This window comes from Polaribacter tangerinus (assembly GCF_038024095.1).
GTDB classification, from domain to species: Bacteria; Bacteroidota; Bacteroidia; order Flavobacteriales; family Flavobacteriaceae; genus Polaribacter; species Polaribacter tangerinus.
On record NZ_CP150668.1, the window covers coordinates 581,525 to 600,902 of the forward strand.

Below are 19,378 nucleotides of genomic sequence, written 5' to 3' on the forward strand. Positions count from 1 at the left end.
ATTTTAATTTTACGATTTAATTCTTTTATTTATGAAAAAATTATTTTTAATTACTATTATTTTTTTAACTATTAATGGGTGTTCTGACGAAGATTCTTTTTCAATAAAATACATTTTAAAGGTAGAAAATACAAATGGTGGTAAAACTAATGCCGTTGAAAATTCTTACGACGAAGGAACAAATATAACCGTTACTGCTATTCCTGAAAATAATTATAAATTTATAAGGTGGGAAATTATTGGAAACAACTCTTCTGAAGAAAATCCACTTGAATTAACAATGAATGGAAATAAATTTTTAACGCCGATTTTTTCAGGACTTAGAGTTTCTAATATAACTATATCTCCAAAATCACTCCAGTTAGAATTAGGAAAAACTAGTAATTTAAGTGTGGATATTTTACCAATAACCGCAACTGACAAAACCTATACTTGGCTTATTGAAAACCCATCAATAGCATCTATCAACAACCAAGGTGTTATAGAAGCACTATCAATAGGTAAAACAAATATAACAGTAATTTCTAATGATAACGGATTAACAGATACTGCTTCAATTACTGTAATTGAATCTCCGCCAACAAATTCATTTTTAATTGATTTTGGACCTAACGACACTACAAATGGAAACTTAACATCAAGCCCGGATATAAATGACAATTATTGGAATAATTTCATAGATCCAAGTATTAATTCTGTTATTAATAATATAATTGACGTTAAAGGAGTTAGTTCTACATTTAACATAATTTTAAATGACGAGATGAGAGCTAACGGAATTGTTAATGGAGGTTTACTAGCTCCTGAAGATAGTCTTTTAAATGATCTTGCAATTAATACTGCTACTCAAGATTATTTTTTCAATTATAATACATCAAGTACAATAACTTTTTCAGGATTAAATATTGAAAATGGCTACAGCTTTAAGATTTTTGGTAGTAGAAATTCAACATCTACTAGAATAACTCAATATAAAATTAATGGTTTCAATAAAAATGGGATTTCAAATTCCTCACAAGGCTCTTTAACTACAAGTGGAGCTGACATAGGTCTTGGTAATTCATCTGTAAATGGAAATGATAGTAATGTATTTAATTCAGAAGTAGTATACCCAACAAATAATGGTGAAATAACTTTAGAAATTGAGGCTATTACAGGTGGATTTGCATATGTGAATTTAATTAAAATTTTAGAATATGGCAACTAAAAAGTATCTTTAAATAATTAAAAAACAACACAATAGTCATCAAAGTATCATTTTATAACATGATATTTCAACTTTTTTTTTTTGAATTCATATAGATTTGTTAAAACGAATTTAAAAAACAAATCATGAAAAAACGACTACTTTTTATTTTTACACTTTTTGCTATTAACTTAATAAATTCTCAGGTTTTAGAAGAAACTTTATTTGTAGATTTCGGGCCCAATGACTCTACAAATGGAAATGTAACATCAAACCCAGATTCAAATGGTAATTATTGGAATAATCCAATAGATCCAAAAGCAGCAACTGCATCACCGCTCACTTTAATAGAAAATGATAATACGAATACTAACTATACACTTAACGTAAATACAGATATGTTTACAAACGGTATTCAAAGTGGAGGATTAATCAATCCAGAAGTTAGCTTATTGGGCGAATTTGCAATAAATACAGCTACTCAAGACTATTTTACGTCAAATGGTGATTTAGGAGAGCTTACAATTAGTAACTTAAATTCTAATTATGGATACAAATTCAGCATGTTTGCAAGCCGAACAGGATCTGCAACAAGGTCTACAAAATACACGCTTACAGGATCAAACACAACCTCTGGCACATTAGTTACAACAGGAACTGGGATTGGAAATAATAGTTACGACGGTAATAATAATACTATTTACACATCAGATTATGTGTTCCCTGATAGTTCTGGGAATATAAAAATTAATATATCAAAAGCTGCAGGTGCTTTTTGCTATATAAATGCAATGAAAATTGAATCTTATAGTGGTTTATCTATTGTTAATGTGGCTACTATAACTTTATCTGGAAACAATATTACATCTAATAGAGAAACTTCTAAAATTACTGCAACTATCCTACCTGAAACTGCAGATGAAAAAGGTGTAACTTGGAGTGTTAGTGATGACAGTATTGCATATATAACACAAGAAGGTATAGTTTACCCAAAATCAAATGGAAATGTGGAAATTACTGCTACATCTAAAGAAGAAAACTCTACTGTTTCTGGCACTATTAATTTAGCTATAAGTAATCAACATGAACCATCTAATGATTTCTTAATAGACTTTGGAGAGAACAACACTACTAGTGGAAATCAAACCACTAGCCCCGATACGAATAATAATTATTGGAATAATTTAATCGATCCAGAAACTACAGCTAGTGCTATATCTTTAATTGATAAAACTGGAAACTCTTCTTCATATAATATTTCTATTTCTGGTGAAAGCTTCAGCTCTAATGGTGGTTCAGCTAGTGGAGGCCTAATGGCACCTGAAGAATCGCTACTGGGAGAGTATGCAATTTCAAGCGCTACAGAAGATTACTTTTTTAATTATAATAAAACTAGCAAATTAATTATTTCTAATCTTGATTTAAATAATGCTTACAGTTTTAACCTTTTTGGAAGTAGAAATACGACTTCAACTAGAATTTCTCAATACTCAATTATCGGACTTGATAAAAGTGGTGCTACTAAAACTACAGTTGGAACAAACCAAACTAGTGGCAGTGGGATTGGTTCAGGCACATCTTCTGTTAACGGAAATGATAGCTATGTATTTACATCAGAAATGGTATACCCTAATAGTAATGGAGAAATAACAATAGAAATTACAGCAACTACTGGTGGTTTTGCCTATATTAATTTTATGAAAATAGATGAATTTACACCAAGCTCTTTATCAATAAATAAATTTAAAAATGTAAGTTTAAGCTTTTATCCAAACCCTGTAAAAAATTATTTAAACCTAGATACAAAATCTAATTTATCAGTAAAAAAGGTTGAAGTTTTTAATATAATTGGATCAAAAGTATTAAGTATTTCCAATAAAAACTCCATAAACTTAAAAGAATTAAAACCTGGTATTTATGTTGTAAAAACATTAATTAGTAATGAATATAGTAAAAGTTTTAAAATCATAAAAGAGTAAAAGAAAACAGAAATACTCAAAAAACATCTATTTAAGTAGATGTTTTTTTTTCTTAATTAATATTTAATCATTATTAATTAATATTAAAAAATGAAAAAAATATTTTATTTCACTTTATTTATTCTCTCTGTTCAATTATATAGTCAAGAAAACGTACAATCTTTCCTGATTGATTTTGGCACGAATGACGGAACAAATGGAAACATTACATTAAGTCCAGACAATAATGGAAACAGCTGGAACAATAGTATAGATGCAACTACAGCAGCACAAACCGTTAAACTTGTTAATCAAAAAGGTGAATCCTCAAACTATAATTTGAATATTATACGTGAAATGTTTACTAATGGCATCTTAAATGGGGGGCTTTTATCACCAAATTATACTTTAAATGATTTAGCTACTAAAACAGCTACACAAGATTATTTTTTCACTAACGATTCTGGAAAAATTATATTAAGTGGTTTAAATCCAAATCATAGTTATAAATTCAAAGTATTTGCAAGCAGAGAGTCTACGCAAGAAAGAATTACGAAATATTTATTTAAAGGTAAGAATGAAAAAATTGGGTTTTTAAAGACATCAGGCCTTAATATTGGTGGCAATGGATACAATGGGAATAAGAATAACACTTATTTATCTGAATACATTTATCCAAATAATGCAGGTCAAATTGAAATTATTATATCTAGAAATACTGGTTCATTCGGGTATTTAAATGCCTTGAAAATATTAGAATATTCAAATATTGATAATTGTGATACTATTGATAAATTTAAAATCTCCATATTGGGTTCCTCTGTTGCAAAGGGTGTTGGTGCAGATAATTTAGAAGGTTACGCTTATCAATACACTAAACTACTAAATGAAAGGTATAATGATGATATTGGAAAAGAATGGAAAGTTGTAAATATTTCTATTAGTGGTAATAATACTATAGACGTCCTATCAAGATGGGAAAATGACCTTTTAAATGAGTGTGGGTCATATGTGGTTTATGGACTCTCTCTTGGTAATGAAGGTATAAGATACGGAGGACAGTCTAAATTTAATCAATTTAGAGATAATATGATTCTATTAATTGAGAAAGCTAGAGAAAGAGGTATTGTTCCTATTGTGATGAACAACTACTCAAGAGGTGATTACGACAGCGAAGATTATACATATATAAAAAAAATAAACTTATTAATTCATGAATGGAACGTACCCAGTATTAATTTACTTGGAAGTAACGACAACGGAAATGGAAACTGGGTAAATAATTACTGGAAAGATTCCTATCATCCAAATAATTTTGGACATCTTGAATTTTTCTACTCAATTGTTCCATCTCTTTTTGATGCTTTGGAAAAAAAGAAACCAATGCCTAAATTTATTGATAATACCCATTTAAAAATGGGTCCTAATCATAATTATAAAGAGTTACAATTTATTCCAGAAAATATTACACATTCTTTTACAACATCATTTGATATAAAAACCTCAAAAAAAGGAAAACTACTATCTATTATTAAAGATGATTCTGAAATTGGCAGCATATTTATAGATGATATGAATAAAATTATTTATAGGACTATTTCAGAAAACTCAATTATTAGTAATGTTTTAGTTAATGATAACTCCTGGCATAAAATAACACTTACACACTTTTATGCAAGCAAAAAAACAATATTATACATAGATGGTATAGAGCAAGGTTTAATAAATCAACAAATAGCCATACACAAACTATTACTTAATTACATAAATAATAATGATACTATAGAATATAGAAATTGGTTTTTTTACCGGTCTGGAATGAATAAAGAAGAAATATTATCTCTAAATAATAATACAATGTTAAAATCTAGTTTAGAACTATATGCTCCATTAGATGAAACTATTCAAGATGAGGAAAAGTCATTAATAAATTTAGCACAAAGCACAAATAAAATATCAAAATCAGAAGCTTCATTAAGTACACATAATATTAAAAATAAAGAATTTAAAATTGAACTATTAAATCATCCTAATAAAGAAGAATTAACAATAAAATTTTTTAATAAAATTAATAGTAATATTGAAATTTCAGTATATAATTTGGCTGGAAGTAAACTGTATCATCAAAAACAAAATAATTTACAAACAGGTAGTTTTAATAAAACTATTAACACACAGAATCTTAAAAAAGGGGTTTATATAATTCAACTGAAAATTAATAATAACAATATTTTTAAAAAATTTTTAAAACCTTAGTTGATTTCTTAAACAATTTAAAATCAAAAATTATTTCTATTCCTTGTTCTAAATACTCATTCCTATAATAAAATTATTTCTCTTTAATAGTGAATTAAAAAAGTGTAAAAACATGTAAAACACCGTTTTCAGTCGTTTTACATTGTATTACACTTCATAACATCTTTTTTTTGTTACTTTTATATAATCAGGGCTAACGGGCTGTTTTTATTTTTAAAAATAATAATTATTTTATAAAATAATTTTACAGAAAAGGCGTGAGTGCTTTTCACTTACGTTTAAAAGTGATTTTAATTAGTGAATAATTATTTACTGAAAGAAATACAAATTACATTGCACTAAGAAAATAAGAGTGTTAAACTTCTTCTTCATTATTTTCTTTTTGATAGTTAACGATTAAAACCGCAACTAATGTTGTAATTAAAACTGCTGCAACAGCAATTATAATATAATTAGATTCTTGTGAATAATTCTTTCTTGGATACTCTCTATTTTCTGCTATCCAGCTTGGCAGCATCTCTATTGGCATAGACTCTCTCATCTTAATTTATTTTTATAGATTTCAATAATTAATTGATTGCTTGTGTTCCTAAACAAGCGGTAATAGTAGTCATACAAAAGATAAAACTTGTTAGTTCCATCTTCAGAAACTCCTGTATGATTTTTAGTTAAAAACCCCTCTGCTTTTAAAATATCTAAGTAACATTTAATAGGTTCTTTTTTTTGGCTTTCAACACTAGCTATATAATGTTTTTCTAAAACTCTATTATTTAACCTGAGCTGCTTTTCAGTGGCTGTTCTATTCTTGTTTTTTTCTTTTCGTTTTGTTTGATTGTAATCAAAATCATAATGCCGTTTATCAATATAAAGTTGGTCTTTACGATTCGGCTGAAATTCATGACCACAACCACACTTGCACTCTCTTATCTGAATAGGGCTTGGATGATATTGTTCTGCTGTAATTCTTGTGTTATTTTTCATAACTCTTAATTTTTATACTCTTATCTTTATTTTAAAATAATTACACTACGTGGCATAATTAATACAAATATAATTACTTTTGTTTTATATATTGTAATTTTCATATATTTGTAAAAAATAATTTTTAAAATGACAATCGAAGAAATTAAAAATATAGGGAACATTGTTTTCGATAATCGTGATATTAGCCCAACACAACTAGGTATTACCTCTAGAAAAATAAATTATTGGTTAGACCACAATTTAGTGCCTTTTGTAGAAAAACATCAAAAAGTTACGGATACAGATACAATTTCTAAAGAGGCTGCCACAAAAACAAAATGGATACGACTAAATTTATCACAGGCTGTATGGGTTTGCATTATTGATACACTATCCTCTTTTGGAGTATCAGCAGACAAAATACACACTTTAGGAAAATCCATTTGGCATGAACCAAGAGTTGATAAATATGCTGATAAGGTATTTAAAGAGCATATTAAAGAGAATAAACACCAATTACCAGACGATGTAATTCAAACTTTAAAACAAATAGTAGCAGACGAATACTGGATGAAAGATTTTAGAACTCTTATCAATCCATTTACAGACATGTTAAAATCAGCTATTTTAAGAGAGTCTATGCCGCATACGTTATTATATGTCCCACAGACTAATGATTTCGACTTCCTTTATGGTGATGCAAACCTAAGCCTAAAACTTAGTAGTGTTTACATGCAACACCCTATGTTATCAATACCACTGATACCATTACTTGCTAAAGTACTGGCAGTAGATTTTGGAAATAAGAAAAAGGAGCTTTCTTACCTCTCTGAAATCGAAAAACAGATTAGAGATATTATCGTTTTTAAAAAACCTAAAGTAGTTGAAATCGCTTTTGAGAACGAAAACATCAAACCTATTATAGTTACAGAACAACATAAAACAAGAGAACAGTTAGCAAAATATATCTTGGAGAATAAAATAGCAAAAGGCGCAAAACTTCTTATTGATATCAGGGCGCAAGGAAACTATAAATTAACATTGATAAAAAACTAATGAAGATAGAAGTAGCACAGATTCGGTTCCTGCAAATTCAGCCCGATTTAATACGAATCCGTTATGGACCGAAACTTAAATCAAGAGGCCTTCAAATTCAAAGAAAATTGTTTAAGTACTGAGATTTCATTTGATGAAAACGATGCTCAAACCCTCAAAAAAAGACAACAAGTAAAAGAAAAATTAACAAAAAATACAGAAATAACTCAAGATATAGACGAACTTCTAACTTCTATAGAACAGTATTGTTTTATCATACTTCAATCATTAAACTAATGTAATTATGAATACCCTGCAAAGATTTCAGAAATTTAGCCCAGAGCAAGAAGCTATCGGGACAAATAAAAAGGCAATTATTTACACTAGAGTTTCTACTAAAGAACAAGCAGACACCAATACAAGTCTGGGAACTCAGAAAAAATATTGTGAAAACTATGCAAAGTCAAATGGCTATGAGGTTGTTGGTTATTTTGGTGGCACGCATGAATCTGCAAAAAGTGATGATCGAAAAGAGTTTAAGCGAATGTTGAAATATGTTCGCCAAAGCGGAAACGTTGGTTACATTATTGTGTATTCTTACGACCGCTTCTCTAGAACTGGTTCCAGTGCCGCTCAAATATCACATGATTTATTTAAGCAAGGTATTCAAGTAAAAGCAGTCACTCAAGAAGTTGACACAACCTCTGCGGCAGGTAAGTTTCAGCAAAACTTATTTTTTATGTTTAGTCAGTTTGATAATGAACTACGAAAAGATAAAACCATTACCGCTATGAGCGATTTGGTTAGAAAAGGCTACTGGCTTTGGGCTCCTCCTTTAGGATATGTAAATAATAAAAAATACCACAAAGCAGTAGAATGGGACATTACCATCAATCAAACAGGAGAACAACTAAAAAAAGCGTTTAAATGGAAGGTAGAGAAAAAATATTCGAATGTAGAAATTGTAAATAAACTTCAGTTATTAGGTGTAAAAATAAATGAAAGACGCTTAGGAGAACTCTTTAAAAACCCTTTTTACTGTGGTATTTTGATAACAAAAATGCTTCCTGGTGAAGTTATTTTAGGAAATCACAAGCCTTTGGTATCTAAAGAAGATTTTTTAAAGATCAATTCTGAAGAATCTGCACATCCTAAAACTCACAAAACCGACAATATTAACCTGCCTTTAAAGCAATTTATTTATTGTGAGACTTGTAAAAAACCTTTGACAGGTTATTTGGTTAAAAAGAAAAATTTATATTACTATAAATGCAGAACCAAAGGTTGTGGTTGCAACAAATCTGCTAATAAAATTCATCAAGATTTTTCAAAGATGTTGGATGGTTTTCAAGTAGACCCAAAATACAATGATACAATTAAAGAAGTGATGTTGTATACTTATGACAATCTTACAAAAGAATTAAGAACAGAAGAAGCACAATTAAAAAAACAATTAAACGAAGTCAATGAAAAAATAGATGCAATAGAAGAACGGTTTGCAGTAGGAGAAATAGACACAGATATCTATCAGAAATTTAAATCGAAATACACAGCAACCCAAAAACAAATTTCTACAACTTTAAGCCAATCGGCTATTTCGAGTTCGAACCTTACAAAAGCCATCGATGTAGCTTTAAAATTATCGACAAATATCAGTGATATATGGGCTTTAGGAGATTTGAAACAGAAAAAGAAAATTCAGAATTTGGTATTTCCATCCGGAATAGGTTATGACAAGCAAAACGACGTAGTTCGAACCTTAAAAACAAATTCACTATTCTCTGTTATGCCAATAATACAAAAGGAACTCTTAAAAACAAAAAACGGAAAATCAATTCAAATGAATCAATTCTCCGTTAGAGTGAGCCCTGAAGGATTCGAACCTTCGACCGCCTCCTTAGAAGGGAGGTGCTCTATCCAGCTGAGCTACTAATTACCAGTCACTTAACCATTAATTAATATTTAATGTGTCAAAAGTGTGCCAAATGAAAGTAATTTATCCAAGAGTAAAGATTAATTCTTCAAGTAGAGTTTACGTAGTATTTTATCAAAACAACAAACGCTATAGATTGTTTAATGGTTCTAAGATTAATTCTGAAATCTACCCTAACTCCTATCCTATTTCTAAACGAATTGAAATGGGGAACCTTTTAGCATCAGAAGTATATAAATTTTTGATAAGTGGTTTAACTCTAGAACAGATTAAAGTATCCAGTCTTATAAAGCCTAATATGACAGATAAGGATTACTTAATAGTAGCGTTAGAAAACAAACTAAAAAAAAACTATACCAAGAAATATAAAGAAATGTTACAGTTTATATTTAACAGACTTATTGATGAACTAAATGACTCCCATATTCAACCTCTGCACATAGAGACAGTATTAAATAAATACAATTCAGAAAGTTCCTACAACACCTATAGATTGAGGTTATGCTCATTGATAAATGAAGCAAGAAAAATAGGTATGACTTCCAATCCAATGCAAAGAATAAAGTCAAAAAGAACAAAAGCTCAAATGCACAAACCCTTTAAAAATGTCAATGTAATACTTGAAGCTATTAAAGCATATAATAAACATCTATACCTATGCTGTTTAATGACATATGGATGCCTTTTAAGGCCTCATAGAGAAATAAGAGAACTTACTTGGTCAGACTTTTCAGATGACCTCAAATACATTCATTTGTCTGGTAGTAGAAATAAATCTGGTAGGAATAGAATTGTTCCTGTACCAAAGTATGTTAGAGATATTCTTGTAAAAGGAGAACGGCATCATAATATCTTTTCAGGTAAACCCAAACCTTTAAATAAAGACTATTTTAAAACCCTTTGGAGCCGTTTTAAGAGACAATCAAACATACTTGAACAAGGACAAACCCTATACTCTTTTAGGCACTCAGGAGCTATAGAGATCTTTAAAAGAACTGGTTCTATAACCAAACTACAGAAAGCTATGGGGCATTCATCTATAAATGTTAGTTTAACCTACTTGAGGGGTCTAGAAATAGCTGAATTGAAGGAGGAGGATATGCCTATTGTTTGACATATGTAACGTTATTTGAACCATACATTCCTCCTATCCATTTTATTGAATTTTCAGATACTTTTTCAAATTCATAACGAAATTCACTACCTGCAATAGTAGTAATTGTTAAATATCTTGTATTGGATATTTCTTCATATACATTAAAATCAGTTACTTGACTATAAGTTTGCTCGTAGCAAGTGGTAATATTTCCAGAGGCTAAACAAAAATCACTATCTCTAAATTCAAATCCTGAAGTTACTGGAACATTTGGAATTATCCAAACTCCCTGAATCCAGCTAGGTGGATTATAATTGTTGTCTGACATTGCACTCTCACTATCATCACTACTGGTACATGAAAATAATATAACTAAACTAAACAATAAGATTATTTTTTTCATAATATTTTTTTTTCAAATATAATATTTTTATTTGAATTTGAATTTGAATTTGAATAAATGTACTGTAAAACCTGAAATAGAGTATATTAAATTAACAATTATAGCTATATAAATATATATAGACGTGAAATTTTTATTTTTTAACTTTACCTAATAAAATTGTTTCTCAGTGATTCCCATAGAGGGGGACATACGCTTTTAATATGTATATGGGGAGTTGTAAAAGGACACCCAACTTAAACTTAACACACAATAAAATGAAACACCTTTTTCACAGTATATACCTTTTATCAGATAATAAAAGTTTTTCTTTAGATTGTTGGAACCTCATAGAGGACAATCTTTGGTTATTAGCTCATTTTGGAGATTTAGAAATAATATCTAAAAAGATTATGTATGCCAAACTACCGAGAAAAAATGAAGGCTCTATTGACAAAAGTAAAAGACACACACTTAGAAAAAAAGTAAACAATACAATAGAATTACTAGAGTACTTGTGTAAAAGAAAAATTTATATTTATTCTATAGAGATTGAATTCAAAAATAAAACGAGAATAAAGCTTTTTAGTAACTTGTATTTTAATATTAATACAAACAGTACAGAAGACAGAAACTCTTTAATAAACCTGTTTATGAAGGTTTCTGGTATGCCTCAGTTTGACATAGATACTTTAAAACCAAATTATGAGTATTATTTGGGATATAAAACAGCTCCTGTAAAGAGTAATTTTGCCATGCCAAGTGAGTTTTGGAGTAAAGAAAATAGAGATGCCTGGTATAGTGATAGTTTTTAAATTATGGTTATAGCTATGTACTGCAAAAAAAATTATAAATTAACTTTATTAAAAATCGTCAAATAATAATTTAATTATTGTTTTAAAAATCCTTGTGCCTTTTACTAAATGAAAGTTTGCAATATATACTTTTCCATAACCTTTCTTTTTTTCTAAAACTCTGTAGTGCAACAAATCTTTTTCAACTAACAAATTTAATTTTTCCTTAACAGACTGTTGTGAACTTTTTGTTAATCTTGACAATGAATTAGATGTATGAGGTTTATTATTTTTGTCCAAACAAATATTATAGTCTTGTTCCAAATTACATGACATAAAAATAAATAAAGCTAGATCCACCTGTCTTATGCCAGACCTAATTAGTTTTCCTAAAGCAGATGTATCTATATGAAAATAAGAGTTATATTCATATAAAATTTCACTCGGTTTACCTACAACATTAGTACTCCCGTCAAATAGTCCATTCAAAAAAATATTGAAAATTTGCCCTTTTTTCAAAAAATTTGGATTTACTACGTATACTTTCCTATTATATCCAACTTGCTTAATAGCCCCATAATATAGCAAGCCAAGTTTTATTAGCCTATTTAGCTTAATCTTTACTGGTTGTTCTCTTTGATTAATCATTTTTGCTATAGAGGCAGTTGAATGAGGCTTGCCATTTTCAGCAAGACATATATTTTGACCTTGTACTAGGTTTAAAGACATGCAAAGAATTAAAGCGAGATCTACATCTTTTATTCCAATGGCAATTAAATCTCTTAATTTATCATTATTAATATAGTTGAAACTAGAATAGTTTACTGAAAATTCTTCTCTAGAAATCTTCTTTAATAAAACTGAATTTGAGATATCAAATGATTCACCTGTTGTAGTATCTACTATTTCATTACCAACTACAGGTAACTCAATATAATTATAGTACTCTTTTATTACACCCATAAAAAATTCAAATTAACCTATTTAAATGAATAAAATGTTTCAAAATAAATTTATAAAACATTAAAAATCAATATGTTATTAAATTATTCTTTTAATATTAGTACAAACTATAGTTTATATACTTATTTTATCTACAAAAGGAATAAAAGATCTTTCAAATTTTGGTAAATTTTCTACTAAAAATTCACTCATTTTATCCCAGTCTTCAGCTTGAAATAAATTTACATTATCCATAACAACTCTTATTCTACTAGATTTACTATCTGGTAATTCTTCCCAAAATAAATCACTACCAAAACTTTCTTCTATCTCTTTTTTACTTTTTAATAATTGGCTATAAATAATCTTATTCTCTTGCTTAGAAGCTCTAGACATTAAAAATTCAATAGCAGTGTATTTTTTTGTAATTATCATTACAAATGAAAGACCTGTTTTACCAGCTCCTGTGCTCAACCAATGATCTTTAGTTGGATTTACATTTGAAAACAATGCTGTTCCTTTAAGCTGAGGTAATAGTTGTCTCCAAAAAGCCTTTCTTATTTCAAACCTGCTTTTACTATCTACCTGATTACCATTTGAAAACTTGATAATTAATTCATCCTCCATTTCAAACAATAATAATAATTTCTCTAGAATAACAAACTTTGAATTACTATCCATGTTGGTTTCTATAAAATACCCATTTCTTAACTCATGAGGAGTTCTAAAATCATTCCTAGTTTTATTTATTTTAAAAGAATTCTGATCTTGTAATAATAGTTGTGGATTCTTTTCAAATAGAACATCAATTACGTAAATGTACATTTGAGAAATTGCAGTTTCTTCAACTTTTGTGTCTTCTAATATAAAATATTCTAATTTTTGATGCGTTGGACTTCCTGCATCAAAAATACTAACCTCAGCATTTTCACCCTCTTCTTGATATTCTACTTCAGGATACTCCCAAATGTTTAAAAACCTCTCATATATAATGCTAAACCTATCTTTATAATCATTAACAGTCCAATTCTCTAGACCTTTTAAATAATCATTTAACCAAAGTCTACTATATTTATAACCTTGCTCTCCATTATTGGTATTCATGTCTCTCTTTGCTTTAAAAGACTTATTACTTAGAGCTCCGTTATTACCAGACAAAGTTAAATTTGCTATTGTATTTAAATAGTTATCCTTAAACAACATATAATCTTGAGGAGTTAATGACGTACTCCAATCTTCATTTGGATTTTGGGGATAAATATGCTCAATGGTAATCTTATCATTATTTGTATCTACATACTCTCGGTTATTAAAATTTTCTAATAACTCAAACATATAACTTCTATTCTTACTCTTTATATTGTAGAGGTCTTTATCTTTTAAGGCAGTCTTTAAATCTTGGTTCGTTGGAAATTTACCACTACCTCTTTTTCTTATCAATGCTAGCGCTAAAGACTCAAAGTAATCCTCATGATCAATTTCAGAATATAAGGTCATAAATATCTTGTTAAGAGCATTTGTAGGCAACCCTACAACAAATCTCCTCCATGTATAAGACTGAATTAGCTTTAGTACGTTAAGCAAAGTTTTAGAATCAATAATACCGTTTTCTAAGTCTTCAAAAACTTGCAATAAAAAAGGATAAGAAACATTAATTTCTAAACGTGAAATATACTCTAACTCTCTTCTTAAGTTGGAATCTAATTCACTGGAAGGGTTGATAAATTTCTTATAGTGAAATGAAAGTGTTTTTATATTTTCAAGTTCTTGACTAAAATCTGCTTCACTTTTGTTACTATATAGTTTTTTAAACTCAAGATACACCTTGCCTTTATTCGGTATTTTCTTAGTCTTTAAAGTTAAATAATCTCTTATATATTCTGATACAAGAGATTTTTGTTTACTTAAATCTCTAGCATTTTCTTCTATAGGGTTCCAAATATGCTCAAAAGTTCTATTTTGTTCTTTTGGCTCTAAATCCATTAGAATAAAATTTCTAATTAAATCTGATTGAGACAACTCTAAACCAGTTGAGTTTAAACTTTCAAATATTCTTTGCGGATCATCTTTACCTCTCTCTAGTGAGATTTCAACAAAAATCAATCTTTTTAGACCATTAAGAAATGTTTGAAAATTATCATGGTTAATTAATTCTCTAAAAAAACTATAGTTTTCTATTACATTAGAGTAAGATTGAAATTGATTTTCTGTTGCATTCATTATAGCTTTGAATGCAAGTGAATTGGTATCTGTTTGTTTTAATTTTAATTTACTGGACTCATTTTCTACATACTGATTTACCAAAAACATATTGTAAATCATATCTGCTTCTTTATCCAAACTATTTTCTTTAGCAAAACGATATAATGACACATACAAAATATTAATAGTAGTAAGACGTTGCTGACCATCAATTATTACCAACTCTTTAACCTCACTTGTACTATATGCACCTTCATGTATAAATACAATACTTCCTATAAAATGAGTACCTCTATTTTGATTTTCAACAGCTAAAATATCATTTGCTAGTTGTTTGCATTCACTTGTTGTCCAATCATAATTACGCTGATATACAGGTATAACAAATTGAATATTTGGAGCTTGTAAAAAGTTATTTATAGGTAGTTCGTTAGCTTTCATAAGTTAGTTATTTTATAATCAGGATTTTTAAAATTCCACAAACTCACAAGTTTACTAATATGAGAACTGTCCTCTAAAAAATACTTTAATGCATTATGTACTTTTTTTTCTAATATTTTTTTCCCTTTACAGTCATGTATAGTTCCGTCAAAGAAAAATCTGCAATCTATGCTTTCTGAATTTTTCACAATATGAAAGTGGGGTTTTTTATCAATTAAATGGTCATTAGAATAAATGTGAAACTGATAACCATATTTAGATTTCCAATCTTTAATTTGATGTAATTCAAAATAACGTTTACCCTTTCTTAAACCTTCAATGGTATTACCTTTTGTAAGTTGGTGAATTATATCATCTAAAGTTTGATTTAACTTTTCTTCAATATTAACCTCCATAATCTATATGTTTTCTACAATTGCAATTTGTTCATTAGTAAGATCATACAACTCATAAACCATAGCATCTATTTCCTTATCTGTTTGATTTATTTCATTTTTTAGAACTTGTGCTTTTTGTTGTTCTTGTAAAAAATAATCTTCCCATTCTGACTCTTCAGCCAAACTTAATTTTATTTTCTTCTTTTTTAGTTCTTTTACAAAATCTGCAAAAGTGAGTAAATACCAATTCTCTAATTTTTTGGGTAGTTTTTCTAAAGCCTCAAATTTTCGTTGAAGTGTTCTTTGGAATTTTGAAGAGATATCTTGTAAGTTTTTACTGCTTGAAAGAATTTGATTTACATTATAAATCATTAGATCTGAGTTTGCAGAAATTTCAGGTAAAGGAAAAGGTTTTAAATAATTTGTTTTAAAAACATAGTAACCCCCTCCATACTCTGATCCTGTATTCTTTAGAAAAAACCACATTAATTTTGAATTTAAAATACCCAAATAATACTTTTCATCAACGTCAAATTTTTCGTTTTTAACAAATGAATAAACTTTAGTGTTATGGTAATATTCTCCATTTTGATCATATGTCATATTACAACCTAAAGATATTTCTCTTGTCATAATTTTAGATATTTCAACATTGGAAATACCTTGTTTTCTACTAAACAAAAACCATTCATCTTCATTATTGAATCTTCCTTTTTCACGATTTCTTAAAAAGTCTTCATTTTGTTTAAAATACTTGGCAGATAAAGGAAAATCATCCTCAATTTCATCAAACCTCATTGAAATGGTTTTTTTATCTTTAATTATGTAAGGAAATATTATATATTTTTTAATTAATGGCTTTTCATACTTAAAAACATCTCTCCCACCAATAATAGGTTTTAAAATATTTAACTCAACTTCAACCTTACAACGATTCATTTCAGAATAAAAGACTCCTATATCACCTTTTTTTTCAAGTAATTCTAATGTAAAAAACTTATCACCACCACTAGCAATTCCTTGAAAAATTTTATCAAAAACATCATCAACTGTATAGGGTTGTGTTTTTAAATTTTCAATCACATCAAATACACTTTCGCTTTGTAAATCCCAATTATCACTTGATAAATTAGCATATGACATTGTATCCCAAACAAAAAGTTCAAAAAGGCTATGTGGATTTACTTTTTTAAATTTTACCTTTTCTTTATGCGTTTTTGTTAAATCTACAATACAAGTATAAGTTGCTGCATCCTTAAATACAATTTCAGACCCAAAATGCACTAAATTTTCAACAGCTGTATTTTTTTTAAAAAACGTTCTAATTCCTTTTCCAAAATCACTTACTAAAAACTTATGAGGAAGAATAAAAGAAACTATTCCTTTATCGTTTATAATTTTGTAGGATGCCTCCATAAACAAAGCATATAAGTCATAATTTGCAGTTGCAGACACATATTTACTTTCGTAATAGACACACATTTCTGGATAATGCTCCATTAATCCCTGTTTTCTAACATAAGGTGGATTTCCAATGACCACATCAAAGCCGCCTTTAGCAAATACTTGTGGAAATTCTTTTTCCCAATTAAAAACTTTATCTCCTCCAATTTCAGGATCATCAATTAAAGAATTACCACATTTTATATTGTTATTTAAGCTGTTTAGTTTTCTGTTAGGCTGTGCAGTTCTTAACCACAAAGAAAGTTTGGCAATTTCTACAGACTCTTCATTTAAATCTACGCCAAAAAGGTTGTTTTCTAAAATGCTATTTTCAACATCACTCAGCACCATAGCATCTCCAAATAGCTTGGCTTGTAGTTCATCTACATACCCATGTTCTGCGATTAAAAAATTTAAGGCTTCATTTAAAAAGGCACCAGAACCACAGGCAGGGTCACAAATAGTAAGTTGCAGTAACCAATCTCTATATGTACTTAATTTTTCTACTAAGGGTTTTATGGTTTTCTTTTGTCTTTTTTTATCTGTAAAATAATCGGTTTCAATTATACTAAGTGCTTTTTTCTTCTCATCACAGAGTTTTCCAACAGTATTTTCTACTATATACTTAGTAATATATTTAGGGGTATAAAAGACACCATCTTTTTTACGCTTGGTAGTACTTTTATCTATAGCTGTGCCCTCTAATTGTGCTTTAACTTCATCTAACTCATTTAGAGAGTTTTCAAAAATATGACCTAGAATATTTACGTCTACTTCAGATGCAAAATCATAATCTGCTAGTTTTAGCGTGTATTTATATAAGAGATCATCATCTATTATGATACTATCTAAAATTTCATCTGGCTTAAATAAACCTCCATTGTATGCAAATATATCGTACTGTTTGCCTTTAAACCCAGTATTTAAATAGCCAAAATATTTTTTAAATCTATTATAAAGAGGGTCATATGCATCTAAGTCTTTCAGTTGTTTCCATTGCGTTAGAATGAGTCTAACAGAATTTGGTGGCAGTAAGTTTCTATCTTCTGCAAAAAACAGAAATAAGAACCTATCTAATAACTTTTGAGATTTTTTAAAGAGTTCTAAAGGCTCAAATTGTGGGTTTTGTTTTGTTAAATCTTGAAACAATTCACGCTTAAAAAGTGAATAATCTTTATAAAGTTGTTTGGTAATTTCTTCCTCTTGGCTAAGAGATTCCTCTTTTAATTTTTTAGGGATGTGTTTTTTAATATTCTCAAAAGCTACACACAAATACAATAATTTAAAATCTTCTTCTGTTAGCGTAAATAGATTAAACGCTATATACTCTGTAGCATTGTCTATATAAAAACGTAATTTTTCAAAGTTAGACGTAATTACATACACACAATCTGTCTGGTTGTTCTTATAACCAAAGGCTTGCGCTTCTACCTTAGATAAATCTGTGGTATTCGTTCCTTTTAACTCTATAACACCAAATACTTTATTATCTATAATTATACCACCATCTGCCTTCTTGCTGTCTTTTACATTTTTTAGTTCTGTAGTAAGGTTGAAGTTAGTGTTTGGGTTTAAGGTATATCCAAATACATTAACAAATAAATCTCTTAAAAAACCTTCTTGGTATTGTTCCTCTTTTGCATTTCTAATATTCTCCTGCTTGGTTGGATCTAAAAAATGCGTTTTATATATCTCCCATTTTTGAGATAAAACTTGGGTTTCTTGGTTTTTAAGGTACTTGTTTACTACTGTATTTTGAAAGATTGACATTTAATTTTCTAGCTATAGTGTTGTGTAATTCATGAAATATTTTCTTTGTAAAAGAAGAAATACAATATAGAAAAAAAATTTGTTAAACACTAAACCTCTTAAAAGAAGTAAACAACAATAAAAATCACTGCCAGTTTTATGGTTAAATTCAAAAATAACTAGTGATAAAATTACATAACAATTAACTATAGAAACAATAAATATTAATCCATATCACAAATAAATGTGTGTCAAATGTGTGTCAAATGTGTGTCAAATGTGTGTCAAAATTATAAATATTTTAAAATAAATACTTAAATTTACAATGCGTTAAGTGATAATAATAGAAGTATTAGATTGTTGTTAACCCTTATTAATATTGAGTTTTAACCAACAAAAAAGCCTCACATTTCTGTGAAGCTTTAAGTGAGCCCTGAAGGATTCGAACCTTCGACCGCCTCCTTAGAAGGGAGGTGCTCTATCCAGCTGAGCTAAGAGCCCGTAATTTTAAAGTTGTTACGACCAACTGTGTCGGGGTGGCAGGATTCGAACCTGCGACCTCCTCGTCCCAAACGAGGCGCGATGACCGGGCTACGCTACACCCCGAAAGTGTATTTTTTC

14 protein-coding genes, 3 tRNA genes and 1 pseudogene are annotated in these 19,378 nt (G+C 28.7%); 8 read left to right on the forward strand and 10 right to left on the reverse strand.

Annotated elements, in window-relative coordinates; genetic code table 11:
• Positions 1–31: 31 nt before the first annotated feature.
• The 3 genes from WHD54_RS02640 (at position 32) to WHD54_RS02650 (ending at position 5,400) form a co-directional block, all read left to right on the forward strand.
• Complete coding sequence (locus WHD54_RS02640; RefSeq protein ID WP_088323112.1) at positions 32–1,207, forward strand: Ig-like domain-containing protein; 1,176 nt, start codon at positions 32–34, stop codon at positions 1,205–1,207.
• 125 nt (positions 1,208–1,332) lie between these two features.
• Entirely contained in the window at positions 1,333–3,165 is a 1,833-nt protein-coding gene (locus WHD54_RS02645; RefSeq protein WP_088323113.1) for a T9SS type A sorting domain-containing protein, read from the forward strand.
• Positions 3,166–3,255: 90 nt separating this feature from the next.
• Positions 3,256–5,400 carry a GDSL-type esterase/lipase family protein gene (locus tag WHD54_RS02650; protein ID WP_088323114.1) on the forward strand — a complete coding sequence of 715 codons (2,145 nt, stop codon included), beginning with the start codon at positions 3,256–3,258 and terminating at the stop codon, positions 5,398–5,400.
• A 355-nt stretch (positions 5,401–5,755) separates the two neighbouring features.
• On the opposite strand, the gene WHD54_RS02655 is transcribed toward WHD54_RS02650, so the two are convergent.
• Together WHD54_RS02655 and WHD54_RS02660 are read right to left on the reverse strand one after the other, a co-directional pair.
• Complete coding sequence (locus tag WHD54_RS02655) at positions 5,756–5,941, reverse strand: hypothetical protein (RefSeq protein ID WP_088323115.1); 186 nt, start codon at positions 5,939–5,941, stop codon at positions 5,756–5,758.
• On the reverse strand, positions 5,938–6,381 hold the full coding sequence (locus WHD54_RS02660; protein WP_088323116.1) for a hypothetical protein: 444 nt from the start codon (positions 6,379–6,381) through the stop codon (positions 5,938–5,940). The genes WHD54_RS02655 and WHD54_RS02660 overlap by 4 nt, the downstream gene beginning before the upstream one ends.
• 129 nt (positions 6,382–6,510) lie before the next feature.
• Between WHD54_RS02660 and WHD54_RS02665 the strand changes: the two genes are divergently transcribed.
• From WHD54_RS02665 to WHD54_RS11840, 3 genes and pseudogenes are all read left to right on the forward strand, one after another.
• Positions 6,511–7,419, forward strand: coding sequence for a hypothetical protein (locus WHD54_RS02665; RefSeq protein ID WP_088323117.1), 909 nt, complete (start codon positions 6,511–6,513; stop codon positions 7,417–7,419).
• A gap of 63 nt (positions 7,420–7,482) precedes the next feature.
• Positions 7,483–7,695, forward strand: coding sequence for a hypothetical protein (locus WHD54_RS02670; protein ID WP_088323118.1), 213 nt, complete (start codon positions 7,483–7,485; stop codon positions 7,693–7,695).
• A 7-nt stretch (positions 7,696–7,702) separates the two neighbouring features.
• Positions 7,703–8,524, forward strand: a pseudogene (locus tag WHD54_RS11840) (recombinase family protein); the annotation flags it as partial.
• 739 nt (positions 8,525–9,263) lie between these two features.
• Here WHD54_RS11840 and WHD54_RS02675 read toward each other — a convergent pair.
• Positions 9,264–9,326, reverse strand: a tRNA-Arg gene (locus WHD54_RS02675).
• Between the two features lie 57 nt (positions 9,327–9,383).
• On the opposite strand from WHD54_RS02675, the gene WHD54_RS02680 reads away from it, so the two are divergent.
• Positions 9,384–10,445, forward strand: a complete 1,062-nt coding sequence (locus tag WHD54_RS02680) for a tyrosine-type recombinase/integrase (protein WP_088323119.1) — start codon at positions 9,384–9,386, stop codon at positions 10,443–10,445.
• Here WHD54_RS02680 and WHD54_RS02685 read toward each other — a convergent pair.
• On the reverse strand, positions 10,435–10,755 hold the full coding sequence (locus tag WHD54_RS02685; protein ID WP_088323120.1) for a hypothetical protein: 321 nt from the start codon (positions 10,753–10,755) through the stop codon (positions 10,435–10,437). The two genes, WHD54_RS02680 and WHD54_RS02685, sit on opposite strands and share 11 nt — an antisense overlap.
• Positions 10,756–11,087: 332 nt before the next feature.
• Between WHD54_RS02685 and WHD54_RS02690 the strand changes: the two genes are divergently transcribed.
• A complete protein-coding gene (locus tag WHD54_RS02690) occupies positions 11,088–11,624 on the forward strand; it encodes a hypothetical protein (protein WP_088323121.1) in 537 nt (178 codons plus the stop codon).
• A 48-nt stretch (positions 11,625–11,672) separates the two neighbouring features.
• Here the strand turns inward: WHD54_RS02690 and WHD54_RS02695 are convergent, their stop codons facing one another.
• The 6 genes from WHD54_RS02695 to WHD54_RS02720 form a co-directional block, all read right to left on the reverse strand.
• Entirely contained in the window at positions 11,673–12,566 is an 894-nt protein-coding gene (locus tag WHD54_RS02695; RefSeq protein WP_088323122.1) for a hypothetical protein, read from the reverse strand.
• 114 nt (positions 12,567–12,680) lie between these two features.
• Positions 12,681–15,188 (reverse strand): DUF4268 domain-containing protein, encoded by a 2,508-nt coding sequence (locus WHD54_RS02700; RefSeq protein ID WP_088323123.1) that lies wholly within the window; start codon positions 15,186–15,188, stop codon positions 12,681–12,683.
• The gene (locus WHD54_RS02705; RefSeq protein ID WP_088323124.1) at positions 15,185–15,583 is read right to left on the reverse strand and encodes a hypothetical protein; all 399 of its coding nucleotides are present in this window, start codon (positions 15,581–15,583) and stop codon (positions 15,185–15,187) included. Before WHD54_RS02705 ends, WHD54_RS02700 begins: the two co-directional genes overlap by 4 nt.
• 3 nt (positions 15,584–15,586) lie before the next feature.
• The gene (locus tag WHD54_RS02710) at positions 15,587–18,778 is read right to left on the reverse strand and encodes an Eco57I restriction-modification methylase domain-containing protein (protein WP_088323125.1); all 3,192 of its coding nucleotides are present in this window, start codon (positions 18,776–18,778) and stop codon (positions 15,587–15,589) included.
• A 406-nt stretch (positions 18,779–19,184) separates the two neighbouring features.
• A tRNA-Arg gene (locus WHD54_RS02715) sits at positions 19,185–19,258 on the reverse strand.
• Between the two features lie 30 nt (positions 19,259–19,288).
• Positions 19,289–19,363 (reverse strand) — tRNA-Pro (locus WHD54_RS02720).
• Between the last annotated feature and the right edge of the window lie 15 nt (positions 19,364–19,378).

Bases quoted from the DNA above. Each gene is read 5' to 3' on its own strand.
- WHD54_RS02640 (WP_088323112.1), top strand. From the start codon at position 32: ATGAAAAAATTATTTTTAATTACTATTATTTTTTTAACTATTAATGGG.
- WHD54_RS02645 (WP_088323113.1), top strand. From the start codon at position 1,333: ATGAAAAAACGACTACTTTTTATTTTTACACTTTTTGCTATTAACTTA.
- WHD54_RS02650 (WP_088323114.1), top strand. From the start codon at position 3,256: ATGAAAAAAATATTTTATTTCACTTTATTTATTCTCTCTGTTCAATTA.
- WHD54_RS02655 (WP_088323115.1), bottom strand. From the start codon at position 5,941: ATGAGAGAGTCTATGCCAATAGAGATGCTGCCAAGCTGGATAGCAGAA.
- WHD54_RS02660 (WP_088323116.1), bottom strand. From the start codon at position 6,381: ATGAAAAATAACACAAGAATTACAGCAGAACAATATCATCCAAGCCCT.
- WHD54_RS02665 (WP_088323117.1), top strand. From the start codon at position 6,511: ATGACAATCGAAGAAATTAAAAATATAGGGAACATTGTTTTCGATAAT.
- WHD54_RS02670 (WP_088323118.1), top strand. From the start codon at position 7,483: ATGGACCGAAACTTAAATCAAGAGGCCTTCAAATTCAAAGAAAATTGT.
- WHD54_RS02680 (WP_088323119.1), top strand. From the start codon at position 9,384: ATGAAAGTAATTTATCCAAGAGTAAAGATTAATTCTTCAAGTAGAGTT.
- WHD54_RS02685 (WP_088323120.1), bottom strand. From the start codon at position 10,755: ATGTCAGACAACAATTATAATCCACCTAGCTGGATTCAGGGAGTTTGG.
- WHD54_RS02690 (WP_088323121.1), top strand. From the start codon at position 11,088: ATGAAACACCTTTTTCACAGTATATACCTTTTATCAGATAATAAAAGT.
- WHD54_RS02695 (WP_088323122.1), bottom strand. From the start codon at position 12,566: ATGGGTGTAATAAAAGAGTACTATAATTATATTGAGTTACCTGTAGTT.
- WHD54_RS02700 (WP_088323123.1), bottom strand. From the start codon at position 15,188: ATGAAAGCTAACGAACTACCTATAAATAACTTTTTACAAGCTCCAAAT.
- WHD54_RS02705 (WP_088323124.1), bottom strand. From the start codon at position 15,583: ATGGAGGTTAATATTGAAGAAAAGTTAAATCAAACTTTAGATGATATA.
- WHD54_RS02710 (WP_088323125.1), bottom strand. From the start codon at position 18,778: ATGTCAATCTTTCAAAATACAGTAGTAAACAAGTACCTTAAAAACCAA.